14 protein-coding genes and 1 tRNA gene are annotated in these 25,826 nt (G+C 56.7%); 13 read left to right on the top strand and 2 right to left on the bottom strand.

Annotated features, from left to right (window positions below; translation table 11 throughout):
* The first annotated feature begins 284 nt into the window (after positions 1-284).
* The 13 genes from AB3175_RS05915 to AB3175_RS05855 all read left to right on the top strand — a co-directional run bounded on the left by AB3175_RS05915 (position 285) and on the right by AB3175_RS05855 (position 21,327).
* The gene (locus tag AB3175_RS05915) at positions 285-1,826 is read left to right on the top strand and encodes a sigma-54 interaction domain-containing protein (RefSeq protein WP_367360020.1); all 1,542 of its coding nucleotides are present in this window, start codon (positions 285-287) and stop codon (positions 1,824-1,826) included.
* 377 nt (positions 1,827-2,203) lie between these two features.
* Positions 2,204-3,535: a glutamine synthetase family protein gene (locus AB3175_RS05910; protein ID WP_367360019.1), complete on the top strand. Its 1,332-nt coding sequence runs from the start codon at positions 2,204-2,206 to the stop codon at positions 3,533-3,535.
* Between the two features lie 221 nt (positions 3,536-3,756).
* Positions 3,757-4,920 carry a glutamine-hydrolyzing carbamoyl-phosphate synthase small subunit gene (gene carA / locus AB3175_RS05905; RefSeq protein ID WP_367360018.1) on the top strand — a complete coding sequence of 388 codons (1,164 nt, stop codon included), beginning with the start codon at positions 3,757-3,759 and terminating at the stop codon, positions 4,918-4,920.
* Positions 4,921-4,939: 19 nt separating this feature from the next.
* Entirely contained in the window at positions 4,940-6,475 is a 1,536-nt protein-coding gene (gene guaA, locus AB3175_RS05900; RefSeq protein WP_367360017.1) for a glutamine-hydrolyzing GMP synthase, read from the top strand.
* 15 nt (positions 6,476-6,490) lie between these two features.
* Entirely contained in the window at positions 6,491-9,718 is a 3,228-nt protein-coding gene (gene carB / locus AB3175_RS05895; protein ID WP_367360016.1) for a carbamoyl-phosphate synthase large subunit, read from the top strand.
* Between the two features lie 5 nt (positions 9,719-9,723).
* Positions 9,724-11,133, top strand: a complete 1,410-nt coding sequence (gene purF, locus AB3175_RS05890) for an amidophosphoribosyltransferase (protein WP_367360143.1) — start codon at positions 9,724-9,726, stop codon at positions 11,131-11,133.
* A 68-nt stretch (positions 11,134-11,201) separates the two neighbouring features.
* Complete coding sequence (locus tag AB3175_RS05885; RefSeq protein WP_367360015.1) at positions 11,202-11,936, top strand: amidohydrolase family protein; 735 nt, start codon at positions 11,202-11,204, stop codon at positions 11,934-11,936.
* A gap of 693 nt (positions 11,937-12,629) precedes the next feature.
* Complete coding sequence (locus tag AB3175_RS05880; RefSeq protein WP_367360014.1) at positions 12,630-13,076, top strand: CBS domain-containing protein; 447 nt, start codon at positions 12,630-12,632, stop codon at positions 13,074-13,076.
* Positions 13,077-13,691: 615 nt separating this feature from the next.
* Entirely contained in the window at positions 13,692-15,536 is a 1,845-nt protein-coding gene (locus tag AB3175_RS05875) for an FAD-binding protein (protein WP_367360013.1), read from the top strand.
* 42 nt (positions 15,537-15,578) lie between these two features.
* Complete coding sequence (locus AB3175_RS05870) at positions 15,579-16,988, top strand: glutamate synthase-related protein (protein ID WP_367360012.1); 1,410 nt, start codon at positions 15,579-15,581, stop codon at positions 16,986-16,988.
* Positions 16,985-18,466 (top strand): glutamate synthase-related protein, encoded by a 1,482-nt coding sequence (locus AB3175_RS05865; protein ID WP_367360011.1) that lies wholly within the window; start codon positions 16,985-16,987, stop codon positions 18,464-18,466. Before AB3175_RS05870 ends, AB3175_RS05865 begins: the two co-directional genes overlap by 4 nt.
* A gap of 17 nt (positions 18,467-18,483) precedes the next feature.
* Positions 18,484-21,156: a glutamate synthase gene (locus AB3175_RS05860; RefSeq protein WP_367360010.1), complete on the top strand. Its 2,673-nt coding sequence runs from the start codon at positions 18,484-18,486 to the stop codon at positions 21,154-21,156.
* Between the two features lie 97 nt (positions 21,157-21,253).
* Positions 21,254-21,327, top strand: a tRNA-Gln gene (locus AB3175_RS05855).
* 123 nt (positions 21,328-21,450) lie between these two features.
* On the opposite strand, the gene AB3175_RS05850 is transcribed toward AB3175_RS05855, so the two are convergent.
* Both AB3175_RS05850 and AB3175_RS05845 read right to left on the bottom strand, forming a co-directional pair.
* Positions 21,451-22,845, bottom strand: a complete 1,395-nt coding sequence (locus AB3175_RS05850; RefSeq protein ID WP_367360009.1) for a deoxyribodipyrimidine photo-lyase — start codon at positions 22,843-22,845, stop codon at positions 21,451-21,453.
* Between the two features lie 156 nt (positions 22,846-23,001).
* On the bottom strand, positions 23,002-25,605 hold the full coding sequence (locus tag AB3175_RS05845; RefSeq protein ID WP_367360008.1) for a PEP/pyruvate-binding domain-containing protein: 2,604 nt from the start codon (positions 25,603-25,605) through the stop codon (positions 23,002-23,004).
* Positions 25,606-25,826: the final 221 nt, after the last annotated feature.

The following is a 25,826-nucleotide window of genomic DNA, read 5'->3' as shown; positions in this document are numbered from 1 at the left end:
CAGGCGCCATGCGCGAAAAGTCCGTTCCGGGACGCCGTTCAAATCTCCCGGACGGCCTGATGAGAAGGAGGCGGCTTCCGCTCGGCCTCAACGTTCATGGAATCCCGGTACATTTAAAAGACATGCATTCAGGCAGTTTATCGAGCACAGGTCCCTTTATGCCGGGATGAACATCGGATAAAAATTTTTGGCGCCATTCCTGGAAATAATCTTGCGGATGCTTCGCGATGCTGCTACAAAAATGTATCGATGTCCTGAAACGATTCTGATGATGGTGATGGAACGTGAGCAGTCATAATTATGAAGAACTGGCGGCACTGCACGCCATTGCCAGAACCCTTGCCCAGCCGGGGGAACTTCGGGATCAGCTGGAACTGGTTCTTCAGGCCATGAACCAGCGGGTCGGCATGCAGCGGGGGATGATCTCTCTGCTGGACCGCGAAACGGGTGAAGTCTGGCTCGATGTGGCCCATGGGGTCGATATCCAGGGGATGGAGGTCTCGTACGCGCCCGGAGAGGGCATTACCGGGAAGGTGGCCCAGACGGGCCGCCCAATGGCCGTAGCCAATCTCGGACAGGAGGCGCACTTTCTCGACCGTACCGGTGCGCGGCGCTTTATCAACCGTTCGGACCTTTCTTTCCTCTGCGTGCCGATTGTCTATGACGAACGGGTTGTCGGAGTCTTATCGGCGGATAAGGCCGTCCTCCAGGTGGAGGACCTCGACCGGGAACTGGCCATGCTTTCCTCCATCGCCGAACTCATCGCCAAAAGCGTTCACAGCCGCGCCCTGGAAGAGGATAACCGGCGTCTTCGGGATATGCTGGGGCGTTCGACCATCACCCATTCCGAGATTATAGGCCATTCCAAGGTCATGCAGGAAGTTTTCGGCCTGATTGTCCAGGTGGCCGATTCCAATGCGACCGTATTGATCAACGGGGAAACGGGAACGGGGAAGGAACTGGTCGCCCGGGCGATTCATAACCGCAGCCCTCGGCGCAAGGGGCCGCTCATCCAGGTCAATTGCGCCGCCATGCCGGATACTCTCATCGAAAGCGAGCTCTTCGGCCACGAGAAGGGGTCTTTTACAGGGGCCTTTCATCACCGCCGGGGCCGTTTTGAGGAGGCCCACGGAGGGACTATTTTCCTCGATGAGGTCGGCGAACTGTCCGCAGCGGCGCAGGCAAAGCTGCTCCGGGTGATCCAGGAGAAGAAATTTCAGCCTCTGGGTGGGTCCCGGGTCGTCTCCGTGGATGTCCGCATTATCGCCGCCACCAACCGGAACCTGGAGCAGGATGTGGCCTCGGGCCAGTTCCGGGCCGATCTCTATTACCGGCTGAATGTCTTTCCCCTTTACCTTCCGCCCCTTCGAGAACGGGGCAGCGACATCATCCTCCTGGCGGACCACTTTATCATGAAGTACAATAAAGAGCTGGGAAAATCCATCAAGACCATTTCCAATGCCGTCCTGGAAGCCTTTTTGAGCCATTCCTGGCCCGGCAATGTCCGGGAGCTGGAAAACTGCATCGAGCGGGCGGTACTCCTGGCAACGGGATCTTCCATCGAAACGGTCCACCTGCCCCCCTCGCTTCAGACTCGGAGCCGCGAAGGGGAACGAAAAGAGTCCGGCAAGCTCAATGCCATGATTGAAGCCCAGGAGCGGGGGATGATTGTGGACGCCCTGAAGGAAAGCCGGGGAAACCAGAGCCAGGCCGCCCGAATCCTTGGGACGACAAAGCGGATCATTCAATATAAAATCCAGAAGCTCGGAATCGATCCCCGGAGATTCAAGGCGAAATATGCAAGCCCCTCCTCACCCCGGGATTGAGGCAGGAGGACAAGAGGTGATCCGGGACAACCGGGAATTTTCGGACAAATTTGTTCTCTTTGAGATGTTATATACAATTTTGTTTTGTTCGTTCCTGGCATTTCTTTTCTTGAAAAAAAAAGAACTTCCTGTTGCCGCCAGAGATTTTATCCATTGATATCAGGTTGCATTTCATAAGCTGACAGGCCTGGCGAGGGTAAGGCGAGGTGCCCGCGTGTCGGGGGTTCATCGGGAGCCGGGACAGATCCCATGCTTGAGCCTCTATGGCACGCTTTTGGCCTTTTCTATCGTGTCCTGTTCCAACGAAGCCGATGCAAGCCGCGTTTTGAGGTGAAATGGGATTTTTGCCCGCTGACGTATGAAGAAAGGAGGCTTCAATGTTCAACTGCCAAACGAAGGAAGAAGTTCATAAGATCGTCAGGCAACAAAACGTGAGTTTCATACAGTTCTGGTTTACCGATGTCCTGGGGGTGCAGAAAGTCTTCAGCGTGACCCCTTCGGAACTCGAGGAGGGCATGACGGAAGGGATGGGGTTTGACGGGTCTTCCATCGAAGGCTTCTGCCGCATTGAGGAAAGCGACATGATTGCCATGCCGGATCCGACCACCTTTCAGATGATCTCCTGGCGGCCGTCGGAACGCCCGGTGGCCCGCATGATCTGCGATATTCTGAATCCGGATGGAACGCCCTACCAGGGGGATCCCCGCTATGTCCTGAAGCGGGCTCTGAAGAAAATCGCGGATCAGGGATACACCTTCTACGTCGGTCCGGAACTTGAGTTTTTCTACTTCATCAGCGACAAATCCCCGGAATTTCTTGACAGAGGCGGATACTTCGACGGCCTGCCCGTGGATGTGGCCACGGATCTGCGCAGGCAGACCATATTCGCCCTCCAGGAGATGGGAATCCGCGTCGAATACTCCCATCATGAAGTGGCGCCGAGCCAGCATGAAATCGATCTCCGTTACGATGAGTCCCTCCGCATGGCGGATAAAGTGATGACCTACCGGACGACGGTAAAGGAGATCGCCCGCCAGAACGGATTTTACGCCACCTTCATGCCCAAGCCGGTCTTCGGGGAAAACGGCAGCGGGATGCACACCCACCAGTCTCTCTTTGTCGGGGATAAAAATGCCTTCTTTGACGGAAACGACGCGTATCATCTCTCCACCATGGCAAAGCACTACATTGCCGGACTGATGAGGCACGCCCCTGAAATTACGGCGATCTGCAATCAGTGGGTCAATTCCTACAAGCGCTTGGTGCCGGGCTACGAAGCGCCGGTCTATGTGTCCTGGGCGCGGCGCAACCGTTCCGCCATGATTCGCGTTCCCATGTATAAACCGGGAAAAGAGCAGGCGACCCGCATCGAGTTCCGTTCCCCCGACCCGGCGTGCAACCCCTACCTGGCCTTCGCCGTGATGCTGGCTGCCGGATTGAAGGGGGTGGAGAAGGGCTATGAGCTGCCGGAGCCGATTGAAGAGGACATCTTTGAAATGAAGGAAAAAGCCAGGGAGGAGGCCGGCATCCGCTCTCTGCCCGGCAGCCTCTATGAGGCGATTGTTGCGGTGTCCGCGAGCGAACTGGTCCGGGAGACCCTGGGAGACCACATCTTCGAGAAATTCGTGGAAAACAAGAAGCTGGAATGGGATCGATTCCGTACGCACGTGAGCCGCTATGAAATTGACCGCTATCTGCCGATGCTTTAACGATCTGCAGAAACGGCTGCTCCGTCATTATGGTGTTGCATTATCCGGACGGGTGCTGATATAAGAAGCGGAACAAAATTATTTAATAGTTAATGATTCCAGGTAGATAGTTCATAGCCAAGCAGCGGCGGCCGGTCATCGGCGGCCGGAATGTCAAACGGCATTCGCCTTGCTCTCCTGCGGGAGATTCAAAGGCGGTCAGAGAATTGGGGGAAAACCGGGTGACCCTGTTGCGAAAGCAGAAAGCAGCCTTGCTGGTTCTGGAAGACGGTAGCGTCTTCCGGGGGGAGGTCTTTGCAGGGGGCGGTGAAGTTCTGGGGGAAGTCGTCTTCAATACGGGAATGACAGGGTACCAGGAAATCCTGACCGATCCGTCCTACAAGGGGCAGATCGTGACCATGACCTATCCGCTGATCGGCAATTACGGGATCAATCCCAGGGACATGGAGTCTGCCGGAATTTGCCTGGAAGGGTTGATTGTCCGCGAGTACTCGGATTTTCCCAGCAACTGGCAATCCAGGCAGACCCTCAAGGCCTTCCTGGAGTCCCAGGGGACGCTGGGAGTGGAGGGGATGGACTGCCGCGCCCTGACCAGGCGTCTGCGTGTTAACGGGGCCATGCGCGGCGTATTGAGCTCGGAAACTTCGGACATCGAACTTCTGCTGCAGAAGGTGCGGGCCTATCCCGGTCTCGTGGGGCGGGATCTGGTCCGGACTGTCGGCTGCCGGCAGCCTTACCGCTGGGTGCAGGGATGTGCCGAAAAGGCGGATCCGGACCGGCTGGCGGAACAGGTTGGACATCCGAGGGTGGTCGTTCTGGATTGCGGGGTCAAATACAACATCCTCCGCTGTCTGGAAGAGGCCGGATGCGAGGTGGTCGTCGTGCCCGCCGGCTTGTCTTCCACAGAGATCCTGTCCTGGTCTCCCGACGGGCTGCTCCTGTCCAACGGGCCGGGTGATCCGGCCGCGCTGCCTCATATTGTGGCCACCGTCCGGGAGCTTTTGGGAAAACTTCCGATCTTCGGCATCTGCCTCGGGCATCAGATTCTCGGACAGGCCGTGGGCGGCCGCACGGAAAAACTGAAGTTCGGCCATCACGGGATCAATCAGCCGGTTCGGCAGAAGCGGACGGGAAGGGTGGAGATCACTTCCCAGAATCACGGTTTTGTCGTCCTGCCGGAATCCCTTCCCTCCGAGCTGGAACAGACCCATGAAAACCTGAACGACGGAACCTCCGAGGGGATTGCCTATCCATCCCTTCGTGCCTTGAGCGTCCAGTATCATCCCGAAGCGGCGCCGGGACCGCAGGATGCGTCTTATCTTTTTAAATCCTTTATTGAAACCATGTCTTCAGAGAAGAAGCGCGCGCCGCGGAACCCTTCCTGAAGGCCGCGAGGCATCTATCATGATTCTTATTATCGATTTCGGATCCCAATACAACCAGTTGATCGCCCGCCGGGTCCGGGAGCTGGAGGTGTACTGCCAGATCGAGCCCCCGGACATTTCCCTGGAGGCGATCAAGGCGCTCAATCCGGAGGGGATCATTCTCTCCGGAGGGCCGGCAAGCATTTACGAACCCGACAGCCCACGGGTGGACAAAGGCATCTTCGAGTTGGGCATTCCCACTCTCGGCATCTGCTACGGGCTGCAGTACATGGTGGACTGCCTGGGCGGCAAGGTAATCCGGTCGGCCAAGCGGGAGTACGGTTTTGCCGAACTGCACGTGATCCGGCGGGAGGGGGACGGAATCTTTTCGGGCGTCGCCGAGAACACCCGCTGCTGGATGAGCCACGGGGACACGATCGACCGGTTGCCTGCAGGATTTGAAATCACCGCGGAAACGGCCAATACCCGGGTTGCCGCCGTTGAGGATTCGAAGCGGCGCTTTTACGGACTCCAGTTCCATCCTGAAGTCGTGCACACCCCGGAAGGGAAGAAGATGCTGGAAAACTTTCTCTTTCTCATCTGCGGCTGCGGGAAAAGCTGGACCATGGCCTCCTTTGTCCGGAATTCCGTGGAGGAGATCCGCACCACAGTGGGAGACCGACGCGTCGTCCTGGGATTGAGCGGCGGAGTGGACTCTTCCGTCGCGGCGCTGCTTCTCCACCAGGCCATCGGAAACCAGTTGACCAGCGTCTTTGTCGACAACGGCCTGCTGCGCCAGGGGGAAGCGGAAAAGGTCCTTTCTCTGTTCAAAAGGCATTTTCGCATGAACATCCGGTTCGTCCGGGCCAGGGCCCAGTTTCTTGCCGCCTTGAAGGGCGTCGAGGATCCGGAACGGAAGCGCAAGATCATCGGGCGGGTCTTTGTCGAGGTCTTCGACAGCGAGGCACAAAAAATCCGGGATGTGGACTATCTGGCCCAGGGGACCCTCTACCCGGACGTCATCGAATCCCGCTCGGCCTTTGGAGGCCCCAGCGCCGTGATCAAGTCCCACCACAATGTGGGTGGCCTTCCCCGGCGGATGAAAATGAAGCTCATCGAGCCCCTGAAGCACCTCTTCAAGGACGAAGTGCGCCTCCTGGGAAGGGAACTGGGCCTTCCCGACGAGATGATCTGGAGGCATCCCTTTCCCGGTCCCGGTCTCGGCATCCGGATCATCGGCGAAGTCACATCCAGGCGGCTGGCCCTCCTCCGCAAGGCCGACGCCATTCTCCTGGAGGAGATCAAGGCCGCCGATTACTATCGCCGACTCTGGCAGTCTTTTGTGATCCTGCTGCCCCTGAAAAGCGTGGGGATCATGGGGGATCAGCGGACCTACGAAAACATTGCGGCCATCCGGGCCGTCACCAGCGATGACGCCATGACGGCGGACTGGGCGCGGCTGCCCCATGAACTGCTGGGAAGCATCGCCAATCGGATCATCAATGAAGTCCGCGGGATCAACCGGGTCGTCTACGACATCAGCTCCAAACCTCCAAGCACGATTGAATGGGAATAATCAAGAAGACATTTTATGCCGAAGCGGAAAGACCTTAAAAAGATCCTGATCATCGGTTCCGGGCCGATCATCATCAGCCAGGCCTGCGAATTCGACTATTCCGGCACACAGGCCTGCAAGGCCCTGCGGGAGGAAGGCTGTTCCGTGGTCCTGATCAACAGCAATCCGGCCACGATCATGACCGACCCGGAAACGGCCGACCGGACCTACATCGAACCCATTACCCCCGAGGCCGTTGAAAAGATCATCGTTCGAGAACGGCCCGATGCACTGCTGCCCACCCTGGGCGGCCAGACGGGGCTGAACACCGCCGTGGCCGTCGCTGAAAGCGGCATCCTGGATCGTTACGGGGTGGAGATGATCGGGGCCTCCCTGCCCGTCATTCACAAGGCCGAGGACCGGGAGCTGTTCCGCAGGGCCATGGAGAACATCGGCCTCCGGGTTCCCGGAAGCCGCTTTGCCCGGACGGTGGAAGAGGCCCTGGCCGCCGCGGAGGAGGTCGGATTTCCCGTTATTGTCCGCCCGTCATTTACCCTGGGCGGCACGGGAAGCGGTGTGGCCTACAATTGGGAGGAGTTGATGGAGCATGCCCGGGCGGGCCTCGAGGCCAGCATGATCCATGAAATCATGCTGGAGGAGTCGGCGCTGGGCTGGAAGGAATATGAACTCGAGGTCATGCGGGACCGGGCGGACAATGTCGTCATCATCTGCTCCATCGAGAATCTCGATCCCATGGGGGTGCACACGGGCGAATCCATCACGGTGGCGCCGGCCCAGACCCTGACCGACGCCGAATACCAGCGTTTGCGGAATGCCGCCATGGCCATCATGCGGGAAATAGGCGTGGAAACGGGCGGGTCCAATGTCCAGTTCGCCGTTCATCCCCAAACGGGGGAGGTGATCGTGATTGAAATGAACCCCAGGGTTTCCCGCTCCTCAGCCCTGGCCTCAAAGGCGACGGGTTTTCCCATCGCCCGGATCGCCGCCAAGCTGGCCATCGGCTATACCCTCGATGAGATCCCCAACGACATTACCCGGGAGACCCTGGCTTCCTTTGAGCCGACCCTGGATTACTGCGTGGTGAAGATTCCCCGCTGGACCTTCGAGAAATTTCCCGAGACGGAGGATTTCCTGACCACCTCCATGAAATCCGTGGGAGAGACCATGGCCATTGGCCGGACCTTCAAGGAAGCCCTCCAGAAAGCGGTCCGCTCCCTGGAGATCGGCCGGTTCGGGCTACTCGAACCCCTGCAGGAGGCCCCGGGCCTGGAGGAGCAGATAAAGGCCAAACTGATCACCCCCAACTCCCTGAGGCTGTTCTACCTGGCTGCGGCCCTGAAATACGGGATGACCCTCGAGAAGATCCATCAGCTCACACGCATCGATCCCTGGTTTCTCGATCAGATCCGTCAGATTGTCCAGGCAGAGGCCGTCCTGCAGCTGGAAGGGCCATCGGGGGAAATGCTTCGGGAGGCGAAGCGATGGGGCTTTTCGGACCGCAGGCTGGGGGAGCTCTGGGGTGTTCCGGAAGGTGAAATCCGCTCCCGGCGATTTTCCGAAAATCTGCTGCCCGTCTATAAGCTCGTCGATACCTGCGCCGCCGAATTCGAAGCCTATACCCCCTATTATTACGCGACTTATGAGGAAGAGACGGAGGCGCGGCCCTCGGATAAACGCAAGGTCCTGATCATCGGCGGCGGCCCCAATCGCATCGGGCAGGGCATCGAATTCGATTACTGCTGCGTCCATGCCTCCTTCGCCCTCCGGGAAGAGGGGTACGAAAGCCTGATGGTCAACTCCAACCCGGAGACGGTGAGCACCGATTACGACACCTCCGACAAGCTCTTTTTCGAACCTGTGACCCTGGAAGACGTCCTGCACATTATCGCCTGTGAAAAGCCCGATGGCGTCATCGTCCAGTTCGGCGGCCAGACGCCGCTCAACCTGGCGAAAAACCTGGAGGCCGCGGGAGCGAGAATTCTCGGTACATCGCCGGATTCCATCGACCGGGCGGAGAACCGGAAACGGTTTCAGGAGATTGTAAACAAGCTCAAGCTCAACCAGCCGGACAATGCGACGGCGACGGATGTGGCCGGGGCTCTGGCGGCGGCGGAGCGCATCGGCTATCCCGTCCTGGTCCGGCCGTCCTATGTCCTGGGCGGGCGCTCCATGGAAATCGTCTATGACGCTGCAACCCTGAGCCAGTTCATGGAGCGGGCCTTGAAGGTCTCCCCCGATCATCCCATCCTGATCGATCAGTTTCTCGAAGATGCCATCGAGGTGGACGTGGACGCCATCAGCGACGGCAGCGAGACGGTGGTGGCCGGCATCATGGAGCACATCGAGGAGGCGGGGATCCATTCCGGGGACAGCGCCTGTATTCTGCCCACCCTGAGCTTCTCCGAAGAGTTCCTCGGAAGGATTGAGGAGCAGACGAAAAAAATCGCCCGGGAACTGAAGGTGGTCGGCTTGATGAATATTCAGTATGCCGTCAAGGATGGCGTTCTCTATCTCCTGGAAGTCAACCCCCGGGCTTCGCGAACGGTGCCCTTTGTCAGCAAGGCGATAGGGGTCCCCCTGGCCAGGCTGGCGACCAAGGTCATGCTGGGGCGCTCCCTCAGGGAACTGGGGTTTACGAAAGCCATCCGGCCTGCGCACGTGTCTGTAAAGGAGGCCGTTTTCCCTTTCAACCGCTTTCCCGACGCAGAGATTGTCCTGGGTCCGGAAATGCGGTCCACGGGCGAAGTCATGGGAATGGACGCCTCCTTCGGGCTGGCCTTTGCCAAATCCCAGATGGCGGTGGGGTTTGCCATTCCAAGGGAGGGAAGGGTCTTCATCAGCGTACATGACATCCACAAGGAAAAGATCGCACCCATTGCCCGACGCTTCCGGGAAATGGGCTTCGAGCTCCTGGCGACCCAGGGGACGGCCGCTTATCTGCGTGGCCTGGATATCCCCGCGGAAACGGTTTTCAAGGTCAGCGAAGGGCGGCCCCACATCGTGGACCGGATCAAAAACGGCGAAGTGGCCCTCGTCATCAACACGAGCGTGGGAAGGCGGCCGACCCGGGACGCCTGCGTCATCCGGCGCAGCGCATTAACCTGCAACATCCTCTATTCCACGACCATCGCCGGCGCCGGGGCGCTGTGCGAAGCCGTTGCGGCCGTCCGCCAGGGAGAGTGGGAGGTCAAACCCCTTCAGGCTTATCATTTCAAGGACATCAGAGACAGGGTGCAGGCATGAAACCCATGGATGAAGATCTTGTTTTTGAAGATAAACCCCGCGAGGCCTGCGGCATTTTTGCCGTGTACGGGCATCCCGAGGCTGCACGGCTCACCTTTTTCGGGCTCTTCGCCCTGCAGCACCGGGGGCAGGAAAGCGCAGGCATTGCAACGGCGGATGGACACACGGTCCGGACCTACAAGGGGATGGGGCTTGTCTCGGAAGTGTTCCATGAAGAACATCTGGCCCGCCTTCCCGGCACCATGGCCATCGGACACGTCCGCTATTCCACAACCGGTTCATCCTCCCTGTCCAACGCTCAGCCCTTTGTCGTTCATCACGGCGAAGAATACTACGCCCTGGGGCACAACGGCAATCTGATCAATGCCCAGTCCCTGCGCCGGGAGTTGGAAGACTCAGGATCCATCTTCCAATCCACCATGGACAGCGAGGTCATCGTTCACCTCATGGCGCCCCATCTCAAGAGAGGCATTGAGGCGGCTTTGAAAGCGGCGCTCCAGCGGGTTCAGGGCGCCTACAGCATCGTCATGCTGACCCGGAACTCGATTATCGCCTTCCGCGACCCCCGCGGCTTCCGCCCTTTGTCGCTGGGCCGCCTCAATGACGGATGGGTTGTGGCATCGGAGACTTGCGCCTTTGATCTTCTGGGCGCCCAGTATCTGCGGGACGTCGAACCGGGTGAGATTATTCTTATTGATGAACAGGGGGTGACCAGCCTGAGCCCCTTCCCCCGCATGCCCCATTCCCACTGCGTCTTCGAGCTCATCTATTTCGCCAGGCCGGACAGCCAGATCTTCGGGCAGAATGTCTATCTCTGCCGGAAGCGGTTCGGCCATGCCTTGGCGCAGGAATACCGGCCTGATGCCGATTTTGTCATGCCTTTCCCCGATTCGGGCAACTATGCCGCCCTGGGGTATGCGGAAGAGAGCGGATTTCCCTTCGAGATGGGGATGATCCGCAACCACTATGTGGGCCGGACCTTTATCCAGCCGACCCAGCCCATGCGGGATTTCGCCGTCAGGGTGAAGCTGAACCCCGTCAAGCCGCTGATTGCGGGAAAAAGGATATTGATTGTCGAAGATTCCATCATCCGGGGGACAACCAGCCGCAACAGGGTCCGTTATCTCCGGGAAAACGGGGCGAAGTCTCTCCACATGGCCATCAGCTGTCCGCCGACCCGCTTTCCCTGCCCCTACGGGATCGATTTTTCGGCAAAGGGAGAGCTCCTGGCCGCCCATCGAGACAACGAAGAGGAGATCGCCCGGTTCATCGGTCTGGACTCCATGCACTACCTCAGCCTGAGCGGGCTGGTCCGCAGTGCGAACATGAACCCGGAGTCCTTCTGCCTGGCCTGCTACACAGGAAAATACCCCCTGAAACCGCCCGGGGAAATCCAGAAACTCTGTTTCGAGTAGTCAGCGGGAAGACGTTCGAAAAGCGGGGATGTCCAGCCGGACATTCCGAAATACGTGGAGGATGACCCGTGGAAATCATTGATTCGCATACCCACTGGGGGCCTTCCGCGCAAATGGGCATAACCGTGACCACCGATGAGCTGCTTCGGCAGGCCCGGCAGAGCGGCGTGGACCGGATCGTGATCTTTCCTTTCCCCTCACAGGCCCTGGCGGATGAAGGCATCAACGGGGAACTCCTCGATGAAGCCCGCCGCATTCCCCAGTTCATTCCCTATTATTACATCCCCGACGACCTGCGGACGATCCCCGGGGAAAAAGGTTTTTTCGGGGGAAAATGGCACTGGACGCGGGGGATATCGGACTGCTCTTCAAACTATGAGGTCCTGGATGACCCGGCGCTGCCGGAATTTCTGGAACAGTCGGAGGCCATCGGCCTGCCCCTGATCGTCGAGGAAGAGCTTGAATTTACCGAAGCGCTGGCAAAGCGGTCCGGAAAACTCAACCTCATTATTCCCCACCTGGGGATGCTGGGCGGAAATCCCCTGGAGTTCCTAGCCACCTTCAAGAAGAACGAGCACGTCTTTTTCGATACGGCCCTGGCCACACCGCAAACCATCGGGCGTTTTGTTCAGGAAGTTGGAGCGGAGCGGATTCTCTTCGGGTCGGATATCCCCTTCGGCACCATGAAGGCCGAGCTGCAGAAAGTGCTTTCCCTGGCCATCGGTGATCGGGAACGGGAGGCCATCCTTGGTGGAAATCTCCGCCGACTGACCGGTCTTTCCTGCCGCCGTGATTCAGAATGATTCAACAAAGCCCCAGAAGGATTTCCTCCTTGGCTTGTCGGGAAGCGTAGTCCGCTGCCGGTCAAAAAAAACCTAGACAAAAATGTCCTATTTCAAACCCTGATTTGAATTCCTGGGCCTTCGGAATGAAAAAAATATCCTCTTATGATGCACGTAAGCCCGTTCGTGATGTAAATCTGATGGAAGCAGAAGTAATTGACTCTTTCGGTCAGGACATCAATCTGCTTTACCGCCAGTTTTTCGGTCAATGAATCCTCATTGGAATATGAGTTTCCCATGAGGACCAATTCCAGCACTGCTTCGTCAACTTATACTTCTTGCCGCCCGTTTTTTATATAGAATCAACAGATTGGAAGAATCGTGAGAACCAGGATATGTTTGCTTGGATCAATAAAATTGACAAACATAGGATTGCCTGCTATTAAAAAATATAATAAAAATCGAGGATGTTTTTTTAATAGTAAACCTTTATCAGCATCACATGAAACAGAGAGATTTCACAATGTCTTTTTTATGTTGTTAAATACAGGAGGCTGTTAATGCTTTTGGGTTGAAGGAAAGTTAAAAAATCGAAAGAGTGTTTCATGCTCACAAATGAACTTAAGTAAGAAGGAAAAATAATTAATTGGATTCACTGAGTAACTTGGACAGTTCTAACTATTTTAAACAGCTTTGGATCAAGGAGGTAAGACAATGCTTATTGTCAACGCAAGAGATATGTTAAAGGCAAAAGGTTACAGTGACATCTTTTCCATTAGTCCTGACGATAGCGCCTATTCGGCCCTTCAGCTGGCGCTGGAAAAGAATGTGATGGCACTTACCGTGGTCGAGAACAACGAACTGGTGGGTATTGTAACAGAACGGGATTATTCGAGGAAGATCACCCTGGCAGGCAGAGATCCTAACGCAACAAAAGTCAGGGAAATTATGACCGCACCGGTTATGAGCGTTAATGTCAGCAGCACAGCAGCGGAATGTTTGGCCGTCATGTCGAACAATAACATCCGTCATTTGCCTGTTTTCGATGGGGATAAGATGGTGGGCATCATTTCCATCGGTAATGTTGTTAAAGCCACGCTTTCGGAACATGAGGATCTGATCAAGCACCTGAATGATTATATCCAAGGGACATACGTGTAGTTTTTTCTGTTGCATCCCCGGCTTTGCCGGGGGTGCAACAGAGGTACATAATTCGTAAAAAATAATAACCTCTCTCGAGAGTGAACCTTCCATCTCAGTAAGAAAGTTCTTTAAGGCGCTTTCCGCACGGCTGAATTCTGAGCGTCCTGCCCAAGTCCTACTTCCATGAATGAACCCGCTTTTTTTATAGGATCAATATGTGCCATCAGCGAGTTCTATTCAAGGGATTGGTCGCAATAACAAAGATTCCTTAAAGAACAAATTTGTTCTGAAATTAAAATTTTATACAATTTAGTTCCTTTATTTTTCCTCTCAAAGTTTGCTACAGCTTCAAAAATGGATTTGTTGAGTAATCATATCGAAGTTTCTTGCTGCTTGGAAACGAGGAAATTTAATTTTTCCCCTTTATTATTGGCCAATTGAAATACTAGGTCTCAATATCCCCCCCCTCAGATATAAAAAATGCATTCTCCCTGGAGCCCCGGGAAGTAACGTTCAGATCGTGGCACTCATCTTGCGCTTAAGGGAACAAATGAGAGTTCATTCTGTCATCTCTGAGAACAAGAGAGGGTCTTGCCTCTCGATATGAATGAGAGTTGAAGAGACATGGGAAACATGAAACCGATTGAAGAATTCATAAAGGCCGCGGGCGATATTACCATCCTCGACAAGCCGGAAGAAAGAGAGATGTTCTCCCATGATATCGGGGATGTCCCCGACATCATGACCAGGGCATTTTTTAAAACGCAACCCGATTTTGTCGTCCAGCCGAAAAGCGTGGACGAGATCCAGAAGATCCTGGAGTTTGCCAACAGGGAGAAAATTCCCGTCATACCGAGAGGTTCTGCATCATGGGGCTTCGGTGGCGTGATTCCGACGAAGGCCGGGATTGTTGTGGACCTGTCTCCGTTCCGGAAAATCCTGGAGATGAACACCGGGAATAAGACCGTTACCGTTGAGGCGGGCGCAAGGTGGAGCGATATTGACCTGATGGCCAAGAAGGTTGGGCTGTGCCTGATGACCTACCCCTCCAGCAAGTTCTCTACCGTGGCCGGCTGGATCTCCACGGGGGGCTACGGAATCAACAGCTTCAGGTACGGGCACCTGTCAAGGCAGATTGTGTCGATGAAGGTGATCACCGGCGCCGGGGAGCTCAAGGCGCTTTCCCCTTCCGACCCGGAATTCAACTTCTTTGTGTCCACCGAAGGGGAGCTTGGGATCATCGTTGAGGCCACGCTCAAACTGCGGGATGTGCCGGAAGCCTCCTATGCCCATCTGCTTTATTTCAAGGACGACCGGTCGGCTTTTGAATTCATCGGCCGCTTCTTGAAAAGCAGGAGGTCCGAGAATCTCAATCCCAACGTCATCCGCTTTCTGGATGAGAATCATCTCAACGACACCAACGAGGTCATCCGGGCTGAGATTTTCAGGAAGAGCGCCGGCGTCCTGTTTGAATTCGGCAGTGCCGAGGATGAAGAACGCTTTGAAGGATACATTGCCAAATCAGGGATCGTCGAGGCGGCGCCCCGCTATGCCGCGCGCTACCTCTGGAATGAGCGCCTTTTCGGAATGAAGACCAAGCGCCTGGGGCCGACCATTCTGGCGAGCGAAATCATCATCCCGATTTCCGCGGCCGCAGAGTTTATTGAAGAGGCAAAGATGCTTGGAGACCGGTTCGGCGTGGAAATCTGCATCGATTCCTATATCCTCGATGAAAAAAAGGCGCTGATCATGGCCACCTTCCTCTGTGACTCACGGAAGAAAAAATACATGATCAATATGCCCCTCGTTTCCATGCTTACTCAAAAGGCCGTTTCCCTGGGGGCCGAGCCCTACGGCCTGGGCCTCTGGAATGCCGCCTTCATCGATGCCCTGTACAATCCGGAGAGGCAGCGGGCGCTCAAGGCGTACAAAGCCAAGATGGATCCGAACGGCATCCTGAACCCGGGAAAATTCTTTGCGGTCGACTCAACGGCCCTTGCCTCCCTCGTCTTTCAACCGGCTGTGTTCCGCTTTTCCATGAATCTCCTGACCTTGCTGTCTCCGGTCATCGGCAAGGCGGCCACGCTGCTCTTCGGGAAGGACAGGAAAATCGACCACCTTGATTTCGAGTTAAGCACCCATGCCTGCGCCAAGTGCGGCAACTGCCTTGCCGTCTGTCCAGCCTACCTGATCACGCACAACGAGGGGGTCACGGCAAAGGGGAAAGTCGCCCTGGCCAAGAAACTCATTGAAGGAAAGGAAGTGACCAGGGATGAAGCGGCAAATGCCTTCATGTGCATGCACTGCAAGGCCTGCGAGGAGATCTGCCAGACCAATCTCGAACTGATGAGGTTCTGGGATGCTCTGGAACAGAGGCTTGAAGGCAAGTTCGGCCGTCCGGAAGCCCAGATAAAGGAATTTCTGCAGAAGGTCGACAAGAGTAACGAATACTGGGAGATGGTGGAGAGAAACGCCTGATCCAGATCGATCAACTTCATTTCACAGAGAAGAAGAACGACGATGCCGAAGAAATACCACATTTCCACAAAAGCGACCCCCCTGGACATGGAATACCTGTTCAAGTTCAGGATCACGCGGGGAGAAAACTGCATCAACTGCGGCAAGTGCACCAAGGTGTGCATCTATGAAGCCCATAAGAGGGAGAGGGGCGATCCCCGGAAGATGGCGGCTCCCAACACGGCCGTCTGCAGGAACTGTTTCCGGTGCATCCAGGAGTGCCCCCGGGGGGCCCTGGAAAAATCGCTGAACCAGGACTTCCTGAACAACGACGGCTCTTACTGGAAATCCCATATGCTCATTGCCCTCTGGAAGCAGGCGGAGGACGGAAAGGTGCCCGTATCCGGTGCCGGATACAGAGGTCCATTCACCGGTGCGGGATTTGACGGCATGTGGACGGACATGTCGGAGATCGTCCGTCCGACCCGGGACGGAATCCATGGACGTGAGTACATCAGCACCGCCGTTGAGCTGGGCAGGAAACTCAATCATCTGTCCTTTGATGACAAGGGGCGGCTGCTGTCGAAGACATTCGATACGGTCCATCTCCCCCTTCCCCTGGTCTTCGACCTTCCGGCCGACAACCTGAAGGGAAATGTCCTGGCAGCCCTGGCCAAAGCGGCGGCGGAGATTGAGACATTCCTTCTTCTGCCCGCGGACGGCCTGACACCGGAGATGGAGCCCTACGCCGGAAACATTGTTCCATTGCTGACCCATCAGGACATCGACCGGCACTCGGCTTTCCTGAAAAAAGCGCGGCTGGCCGCCCTGGAGTATGACGGTGAACTTCTGAACAATATTTCGGGCATAAAGGACAAAATGAAGGAAATCTGCGGCGCTCCGGTCATCGTTCGGATCCAGGCGGGCAACGGCGTCGAGGACGCGGTTTCCAGGCTTGCCCAACGCGGCGTGGAGATCATCCATATCGTTGCCGACTACCGCGGCATGGAGGCGGATGGTCATGCCACCTCCCCTCCGAGGGTGCTCAAGGACATCATCCGGTCCGTCCACCAGCGGCTTGTCCGTGAAAGGATCCGCGACGAGGTCACCCTGATCTTTTCCGGGGGAATCGCCATGGCGGAGCATGTTCCCAAGGCCATGATCTGCGGCGCGGACCTGGCGGCCGTGGACCTGCCCCTGCTCATCGCGATGGGGGTCCGGCTGTATGAAGAGCCTGAAAAGTTCCTGGTTTTTCCAAGCGGACTGGAAGAAATCCCCGTACCGATCCTTGCCCAGAGGGTCATCAATCTCATGGGCGCCTGGCATTCGCAGCTCCTCGAGGTGATGGGAGCCATGGGAATCCGGGAAGCCCGCCGTCTGCGGGGAGAAACAGGCCGGGCGATCTTCTTCGAGGAGGTCGACGAGGACACTTTTGGAAAACTATTTAAAAACAGGGAAGCAGTCAACCTATGAAACCATCAGCCGTAACCATCAAAGAGATCCCTTCGCGTTTCCGGCACCAGGTGCCGAAATACAAGATCACCCGGTCGGATGCCTGCATCAACTGCGGAACCTGCGCCAGGACGTGCCCTTACGGCGTTCATGAACGAGTGGAGGGGCACAACAGGGTGAATCCGCCGATCGACTACAAGTGCATCGGCTTTGAGTGCCGGAGCAAGGAGTTCTGCTGCATCGGCAAGTGCCCGCGCCAGGCCTTGAGCCTGTCGCTCAACCCCATGTACGATACCCTGGGAGATTATCGCTGGACGGCGGACATCATTACGGCGACGTGGATCATGGCCGAGACGGGTTACCCGCCCACGCGGACGGACCTTGAATATTCCGTCGGCAATTCCGGCGGCGGCTTCGACAAGCTGCGGTTCAAATTCCCAGCCAATCCGCCGTATGTCGACACTTCCCAAATCTCCACGGCCATCGAGCTGAACCGGAGAAACGACGGGCGGGGGAATGTGGTCATCTCGACCCCCATGTACGGCGGTGGAATGTCCTTCGGTTCCGTCAGCCTCCCCACCATGGTGTCCAAGGCGCACAATGCCACCATCTGGAACACCTTTACCTGTTCCGGTGAAGGCGGTTATCCGGAGAACCTCATCCCCTATGATGACCATGTGATCACCCAGGTGGCCACCGGTCTCTTCGGGGTCCGCGAGGAGACGATCCAGCGGGTGAGGATCGTCGAGTTCAAGTACGCCCAGGGTGCGAAGCCAGGTCTTGGCGGACACCTGCTGGGAGAGAAGAATACGGAAAGCGTCGCCAGGATGCGCGAGGCCGTCAAGGGAACCTCCCTGTTTTCGCCCTTTCCCTTTCACTCGGTCTATTCCATCGAGGATCACAAGAAGCACATCGACTGGATCAAGGAGATGAACCCCCAGGCCCTGGTATCCGTGAAGGTTTCCACGCCCAATGACGTGGACATGGTGGCTGTCGGCTCCTACTATGCCGGTGCGCATATCATCCACATCGACGGCGGTTACGGGGGCACCGGCGCGGCGCCGGATATCGCCAAGAAAAACATCGCCATGCCCATCGAATACGGCATCGTCAAGGTTCATCGTTTCCTGAAGGATGAGGGCGTCCGGGACGCCATTACCCTCATCGCTTCGGGAGGGATCCGGACCGCCCATGACCTGGCGAAGGCGATCTGCCTTGGCGCAGACGGGGCCGTGGTTGGAACGGCTGAGTTGATTGCCCTGGAATGTGTCCGCTGCGGCAATTGTGAATCGGGGCGCGGCTGCGCCCGGGGCATCGCTTCAACGGACTCCGAGCTGGCAGACCTCTTCACCGAGGAGTGGGCGACCCAACGCCTGACCAATTTCTACCATGCATGGAATGTCCAGCTCGTTGAGATCCTTCAGAAGTTCGGCATGAAGAGCGTTAAGGAGCTTGTCGGGCGGACGGATCTGCTGGAGCACATAGATTACAGTAATTAAGGCGGAGCTTGCAAATCATGGATAGCGCTGACAAAATATTGCTTTCACGCACGGAACTCTGCAGCCGGGTGCCCGATCTCCCCTCGAATACGGAGGAGGAAGGCGGCTGCGGCGTTACGGGATTCATCAGTTCCATCCCCGTCACCGGGAAGAACATCTTCGAGCCGTCCGTCCAGATGCACAACCGGGGCAACGGGAAGGGCGGGGGCATCGGCGCGGTGGGGTTTATTCCGGAAGCGCTGGGAGTCTCCCGGCAGGTCCTCGATGAGGATTACATGCTCCACATCGCCCTCCTTGAAACCGATGTGGCCGAGGAGATAGAACAGACTTACATTCAACCGTATTTCCGGATTGACAAGTCCGAGAAACTGGCCACGATCGATGATTATCGAAGCATCGGCCTTGAAGTCAGACCCCCGGACATTATGCGCTATTTCGTCCGCGTCAGGGACGACGTCCTGGACCAGTTCATTCGGGAACATGATTTCTCCTCGCTGGACCGGCGGGATGCCGAGGACGAATTCGTCTATCAGAACAGCTTCCGGATCAACACCCGGTATTACGCCTCTCTCGGTGAAAAGAAGGCCTTTGTCATGTCCCATGGCCGGAACATGATGATCCTGAAAATCGTCGGGTATGCGGAAAATGTGGTCCGCTACTACAAACTGGATGACTTCAAGGCGCACGTCTGGCTGGCCCACCAGCGGTATCCCACCCGGGGGCGCGTCTGGCACCCCGGCGGCTGCCACCCCTTCAGCGCCCTCAATGAAGCCCTGGTGCACAACGGTGATTTTGCGAACTATCAGGCCATTTACGAATACCTCAAACAGAGGAACTATACTCCCCTGTTTCTCACCGATACGGAGGAGGCTGCGCTGCTCCTGGACCTGTGGAGCCGCGTCTACAAGTATCCCTTGGAATACCTGATCGAGGCCATGGCGCCGACCTCCGAAATGGACTTCGACATGCTTCCGGCAGAAAAGCAGGAGCTCTACAAGGCCATTTCGACCCATCACGTCAACGCCTCACCCGACGGACCCTGGTTCTTCATCATTGCCCGCAATGACGTCAGGAACAGCCGGTTTCAACTGATCGGCATTACGGATACGGCCATGCTCCGCCCCCAGGTGTTCGCCCTGCAGGAAGGGGAGGTGTCCATCGGTCTGATCTGTTCGGAAAAGCAGGCCATCGACGCCACGCTCATCTCCCTGGAACGGGAAGATCCGCGCTTCGGGCCCATTGCCGACAAATACTGGAATGCCCGCGGCGGGAGCTATACGGACGGCGGCTCTTTCATCTTCAGTCTTCAGGATGCCGGCGACGGTTCGGAAAACAGGAAGCTCATCTGTACGGACAAGTTCGGAAAGGTCATCGAAACGCCCAAAGACAAGCTCATCTGTGACCTCTCAAAACCGGTGGCCGTGACGGAATCGTGTAAGGAAATCGAACAAAAGCTGGCGGGCCTGTTTTCCGAAAAAGAACCTACGGATGCAGCACAGAAAATGTTCACCTATATCCGGAGCCAGATCGTGAATTTTGAACCCGGCGACTTCCGGTTTGCCATTGAAACCATTAAACGGTATGCCTTGGAAAAAGATGAATTCAAGCAAATGGCGATTGAGGCCCTGACTCTTTTGTACGATCGGCGGTACGACACGGGCAGGATCAAGAGAAGTTCCGTCCAGCATGTCCTGAAGGTCAACCTGGATGAGATCTTTTCCATGACTCCGCTGATTTCGGAAGAATCGGAGTCCGCTTTTCGCCGGATCGATTTTACGACCCGGGATCAGCTGCGGGCGCCCAGGAAGAATGAGCGGACCCTCATTGTCGACGCAGAACGCTTCGAGCCGGAAGGTGACCTCTGTGACGCGGTGCTGATCGTGGCCGCTTACAAACTTGGCTGGAAGAGGTTCATTGTTTACAGATACCGTGGCCAGCGATTTACCGGCTGCGGGTTCGGCCCGGTCGTCAAGGATGTGCGGATTGATGTTTATGACTCCTCGGGTGATTACCTGGCATCAGGCATCGACGGCCTGGAGATCCATGTTCATGGAAATGCCCAGGATCAGCTCTGCCAGATCATGAAAGACGGGAAGCTGGTTGTCTACGGCGATGTCGGCCAGACATTCATGTACGGTGCCAAGGGCGGCAGTGCCTACATCATGGGGAATGCCGCAGGACGGCCCCTGATCAACGCCGTCGGCAAACCCCGTGTCGTCATCAACGGGACGGCACTGGACTACCTTGCGGAGTCCTTCATGGCCGGCGATCCCCTCAACGGCGGCGGCTTCGTGATCCTCAACGGCATCGGTTTCGACGATAACGACGGATCGATCCGCGAGTATGAATCGCCATATCCGGGCTCCAACATCTTTTCCCTGGCGTCCGGCGGGGCGATCTACGTGAGGGATCCCCGGAAAAGGCTGGTCAATGAGCAGCTCAACGGCGGGCAGTTTGCGTCCGTCACCGAGGCGGACTGGAATCTCATCCTGCCCTACCTCGAGGAGAACGAAAGACTGTTTGGCATCTCAGTGGACAGGCTCCTGACGGTTGACGGACAAAAAAGACCGCCGGCAGGGGTGTACCGGAAGATTATCCCGCAGGCGGCCGGGGCCCCCGCGAAAAACGACGACGGGCTCAGCGAGTGGGAATCCGGACAGGGGGCAATGCCCTGCGGCGCCGCATCATAAAGCATGGACAGCCGGAGCAGATCCCGGAAACGGACCTTTGCCGCCAGCGGCGGAAGAGCAATACGAATCCGGATCGGGATCTTTCCCCTTCTGTCCTTGAGGGGTCGTCTAACGGTAGGACGCCTGGTTCTGGCCCTGGAAATCGAGGTTCGAGTCCTTGCCCCTCAGCCATTCCGCCTTTCAGGCGCCGCGGAGAAGGCCCGCTTCCTGCCTCTGCAGGGGAGCCTTCTCAATCCGGTTGCCGGCGAGGTGAGGCCGGATCTCTTTTCATATCCTGACTCCCGGCTGATTTTTCTAGCGGGGAAGATCGTTCCCCCCTGCTCCGGCTTCAGCGTTCTGTGATTCCCATCGTCGGACCAATTGCACATACCCGTCCGCATCAAATTTTCTCTTCAATCCCCCTGCGTTCATGTATCGGACGTTGCCGAAAATGGGACGCTCTCCCCAGGGGCGGTCGTGCTTCCCGAAGCACCAGGCGACCCCCATGAAGCCGCTGGGATCCCTGCCGTCCAGTTCATACTTGTTGTTGAGGTAGAGGGCGGTCTGGTAAGCCTCCTCGGGAGTCGAACTCCACTCCAGGATTTTCTTTCCCCAGTACATTCTCATATAACCGTGCATCTTCCCCCGTAACACCATCTCCTTCTGCGCCGCGTTCCAATAGGGATCGTGAGTGTTCCCCTCCTCGAATTCCCGGCGGGAGTAACGATAAGGCCGGGGGTCATGCCTGTGGGCCTTGAGGCTCCTGATTGCCCAGTCGGGAAGGGATGCAAACGTATCGTAGCGGTCATTGTAGAAGACGAAGTTGATGCCCAACTCCCGCCGCACGATGAGTTCCTCGAGATAGGCCTCGGCGTCGGCGGCTCCCGAGCCGGAGATTCTCAGGGCGATGTGCAGGGGTGAGATCTGTCCGAAATGGAGATAGGGGCTCATGAGAGAGAGGTAATCCCGCGTGGGATCATTTCTGAACTCGGCATAATGCTCCAGTTTGTCCTCGAGAAAAATTTCAAGATGCCTGCCCGCCTCCCCGGATCCGCCCCGAAGAACGGGGACCGGCTGGACACTCCGATCCACTTCGAGGTGCGAAAGGGCCTTTTCCACATCCTCGACGGGAAAAGATTCGAAATCCAGGGCAAGGGAATCGGCCAGGGGCCGGGTCTCCTTCAAAGGGATCAGGTACGAAGTCAGCTTACGATGAATTTTTTTCCGGATCGTGGCTGCGGAATATTCCTCCTTGGGGGACGCTTCTTTTACCGGGACGACGACGTCGCTTTCGACCTGGAGGAGAGGGCAATCCATGGCCGCGGCCCCATCCCTTCGCCAGGCCTTCTGTATCCTGAGATAGCCCCGGTCCACAACCGCCAGGGAGGCATCCCGGCTCATCATGACGGCCCCCCGCTCCGGCGAACAGCGCTGGATCACGAGCTGTATGCCCCTCTTCTCCAGGGTGCGCTTTGCATCGCGGAGGCCCTCCAGCATAAACGTGTAATGCCGCTGGTTGCCCTCGGGAAAAGAGTCCGTCATTCCGAAAAATGTAACAACCGGTATGCCAAGGGCATTGGCCTGCACAATGGCATATTCCAGGGCATGGTTGCACTGCGCTCTCTGGGAAGCCTGCATCCAGTACAGCACATACTTCCCCTTTCTTTGCTCCGCGGCATTGAGCGCCTCGACTCTTTCCTCCTGGATCATGATCCTCCCTCGGCATTCCTGGATGCTTCTTTGATGGATCCAATCGATCGTGGCCGCGGTGTCAGTCCTGTAACCCTGACCTTGATGGCTTCCGTGTGATGGACGTCCACAAAGAGATTATTCCTGATACTGGAAAAAGATGCAAGAGGCCGCTTCCTACCGGATGATCGAACGGTAACAGAGGACCTTCCGGGAAACGATGTCGGCAAAGAGCGAGAATTCCTCCTTTTCCACGTCACGGACGATGACCGTCTTTCCATGGCGGGCGCTTTCCGGGAGAAGAACGGGCAGCCGGTTTTCCCCCTCCCTGATGACGCCGACATTGAAGAGGAACTCCTCCTGTTCCGGGAAGAGGGCCACATAAAAAATGTCCGTCTCCACCAGGTCCTGGAAGAAGTGCGTGCCGTAGGACAGTTCCGGCATCAGGCTCCCCGTCATGTAGGCGATTTCGACAATCGCAACGAAATTGTTGATCTCGGCGAACCGCACCGGCACGCCCAGCGAGGGGGTCGTGGTGCCCCATCGGCCCGGTCCCAACAGAATGGCGGGGCAGTCCTCCCGCTTGCTGATCCGGTTCAGTCTGCCGATCAGCCGGGCAACATCGTATTTTTCCGAGAGAGACAGCCGGCTGTATTCTTCGTAATCCACGTAGACAAGACGCTTCAGCCCCTGGGCAATGCTGCCGCCCATAAAGTTGCCCTCCGTCTGGAAAAGGATCTGCTCCAGGGCCGGCTTGGACGGGATGTCCACCCGGGTCCCCTCGCGCCGGCCCTTGGTCTGCAGCGGACGGCACTGGACGAGATTGATCATGAAAGCGCCGTCGCCGGTAAAATTGGTCGTAAATTCGATATCCACGGGATAATCGTACTTCTCTTCAAGCGTTTTCATCATGTTCTGCATGACGCCCGGGAAAGGGGTTTCAGAGAGAAGCCTGTCAAAGGTCAGGATCCACCTCTCTTCGCCGCCCCGCCCCCGCTCTTTTAACAGCTGCTCACTTTCATGATCCCGAATCCCGACCATCTCGGACTGGATTCCCATATCCCCGGACAGGACAGCATTGGCCGGGATGGTTTCAAATTCATTTTTGCCGATGTTGAGGACATCCACATCGTGCTGAGAATATCTCCTGATGTCACTGCCCCCGGAATGGGGACGCAGGGAAGGGGCATCCAGGGGAATAACGCGGGGGTAATCGTTCTCGACCCGGTTGACCGCCCGTGTTCCCAGCCCCAGCACCAGCCGGACCATTCCGGCCCTGGGGTCCATCTCCTTCTTCCAGACAAAGGTGTTGTAGGAGATGCCGACGCCCGCCAGATCGGGGAAGAAAAACTCCTTCCGGTAGGAGCCGGAGACCCGCTGAACCAGGAGGGCCATCTGCTCGTCATGCTGTTCCAATCCCCGCTGCAGCCGGTAGGCCAGGGCGTCTTCATTCATCGTGCTGGCGAAAATGCGACGAACCGCCTCCCTGAACTGCCGGTAGCGTTCTTCGGGAGGCCCCTGGTTGACGCAGAACAGGCTTTCATATTTGCCCGCAAAGGCATTTCCAAAGGCATCTTCCAGGAGGCTGCTGGAGCGCACAATCAGCGGGGATTGGCCAAAATACTCAATCACCCGCCAGAACTGTTCCTCGATTTCATCGGGAAATCTGCCGTGAAGCATCTGCTCGCGCAAAGTCCGCGCGACATCGAAGTACCCTTCCTGAGTCTTCTGATCCATGCGCAGTTTCCACCAGCCATTTTCCACAATGTAGGTGTAGAAGACATCCGAGCCGATGAAAAAGGAGTCGTGCGGCTCCAGATAGCGCGGCCAGTCGAAGGAAGGATCCTGAAGGAGCATTTTGCGCGCGATCAGCATGCCTGCCGCCTTGCCGCCGATGTAGCCCGTCCCGATGAGCCGTGCCTTGATGTTGCAGAGGTCTTCCAGGGTGAGGTAGTTTCTGGCGAGCGCATGGATCCGCTCCTCCCGCCCGATCATGATCTCGCAGAGATGGTCGAGGATCTTTCCTTTCTCCTCGTCGTCCATCTCTCCCTGCAGCAGATCCCGGACATGAAGAAAAAGCCGATCCCAGTAATCGAGATTTCGTTTGGCGCTTTCCAGCCCCTTTCCGGAAAAATAGCGGACGAGCTGCCCTGTGTCCATGCTGCTGCTTACCGGCGAAAAACGGTTTCCACTCTTGAGGTGCGGGAGAAACATGGTGGGAAGATGGCGTCCCATGACCTTCAGGGGATGGACGTATATCCTGTCTTCCACATTGTAGACATCCAGGAGAACCTGGGTGGTTTCCCGAATCCGGGCAACGGTTTTATAGGAGTGGTTGTCGCGCAGCAGGGCAAAATAGGCAACGGTATCGAGCTGGTAAAGATAGGGACAGGTGATCCGGAAGAAGTTGCCGATCATCAGATCCGTGGCCCAGGCGGACAGAAGATCCGAAAGGGAATCAAAGACGTAAAAGACCCCATCTCCTTCGCGGGTCGCAATGTTGTAAACCTCCGACGAAAACGACTCGAAGCCGCTCTGGGCATCGAGGTGATAACGGGTAATCCGCCTGTTCTCTTCCAGAAGCGGCTCATGCTGTGCAAAACGCAGATAAACGACTTTTCGATTTTCAGAAAGGGCGTGCTGCACGAAAGGCTTGACAAAAGAGCGGTAGTCCGAGATGGAATCCACCTGCCAGACGACATTGTCGCCGATTCTCAGGCCGTCGATAACCTTGTCTAAACCTTCGAGCCCCGTGCTCACTCGGGCGGGTATTTTTTCCATGACATCTTCTCCAGGGAACTCGTGAAAATTGTTCTGAAGCGGTTTGATTAACACAGCGAACCTTCCGCTCGTCACCTGCGGGTCAGCGCATCAGCCGGCATGGCCGGGAACCCTGCCGCGTTGAAAAACCGAATCATCCTTCGCTCATTTCAAGTAAGATCAAGATGTGTGCCCATGAACAAGAAATGTCCAACTAGCTGATCATGAACGATATCTGTAAA

The organism is Syntrophus sp. (in: bacteria), from assembly GCF_040768185.1.
Lineage (GTDB): Bacteria > Desulfobacterota > Syntrophia > Syntrophales > Syntrophaceae > Syntrophus > Syntrophus buswellii.
Note: the sequence above shows the minus strand (reverse complement) of the source record. Positions and strands in the feature narration are given on the sequence as shown.

Excerpts from the sequence above, each read along its gene's own strand:
- AB3175_RS05910 (WP_367360019.1), top strand. The coding sequence starts at position 2,204 with ATGTTCAACTGCCAAACGAAGGAAGAAGTTCATAAGATCGTCAGGCAA.
- guaA (WP_367360017.1), top strand. The coding sequence starts at position 4,940 with ATGATTCTTATTATCGATTTCGGATCCCAATACAACCAGTTGATCGCC.
- carB (WP_367360016.1), top strand. The coding sequence starts at position 6,491 with ATGCCGAAGCGGAAAGACCTTAAAAAGATCCTGATCATCGGTTCCGGG.
- purF (WP_367360143.1), top strand. The coding sequence starts at position 9,724 with ATGGATGAAGATCTTGTTTTTGAAGATAAACCCCGCGAGGCCTGCGGC.
- AB3175_RS05880 (WP_367360014.1), top strand. The coding sequence starts at position 12,630 with ATGCTTATTGTCAACGCAAGAGATATGTTAAAGGCAAAAGGTTACAGT.
- AB3175_RS05875 (WP_367360013.1), top strand. The coding sequence starts at position 13,692 with ATGAAACCGATTGAAGAATTCATAAAGGCCGCGGGCGATATTACCATC.
- AB3175_RS05870 (WP_367360012.1), top strand. The coding sequence starts at position 15,579 with ATGCCGAAGAAATACCACATTTCCACAAAAGCGACCCCCCTGGACATG.
- AB3175_RS05865 (WP_367360011.1), top strand. The coding sequence starts at position 16,985 with ATGAAACCATCAGCCGTAACCATCAAAGAGATCCCTTCGCGTTTCCGG.
- AB3175_RS05860 (WP_367360010.1), top strand. The coding sequence starts at position 18,484 with ATGGATAGCGCTGACAAAATATTGCTTTCACGCACGGAACTCTGCAGC.
- AB3175_RS05850 (WP_367360009.1), bottom strand. The coding sequence starts at position 22,845 with ATGATCCAGGAGGAAAGAGTCGAGGCGCTCAATGCCGCGGAGCAAAGA.
- AB3175_RS05845 (WP_367360008.1), bottom strand. The coding sequence starts at position 25,605 with ATGGAAAAAATACCCGCCCGAGTGAGCACGGGGCTCGAAGGTTTAGAC.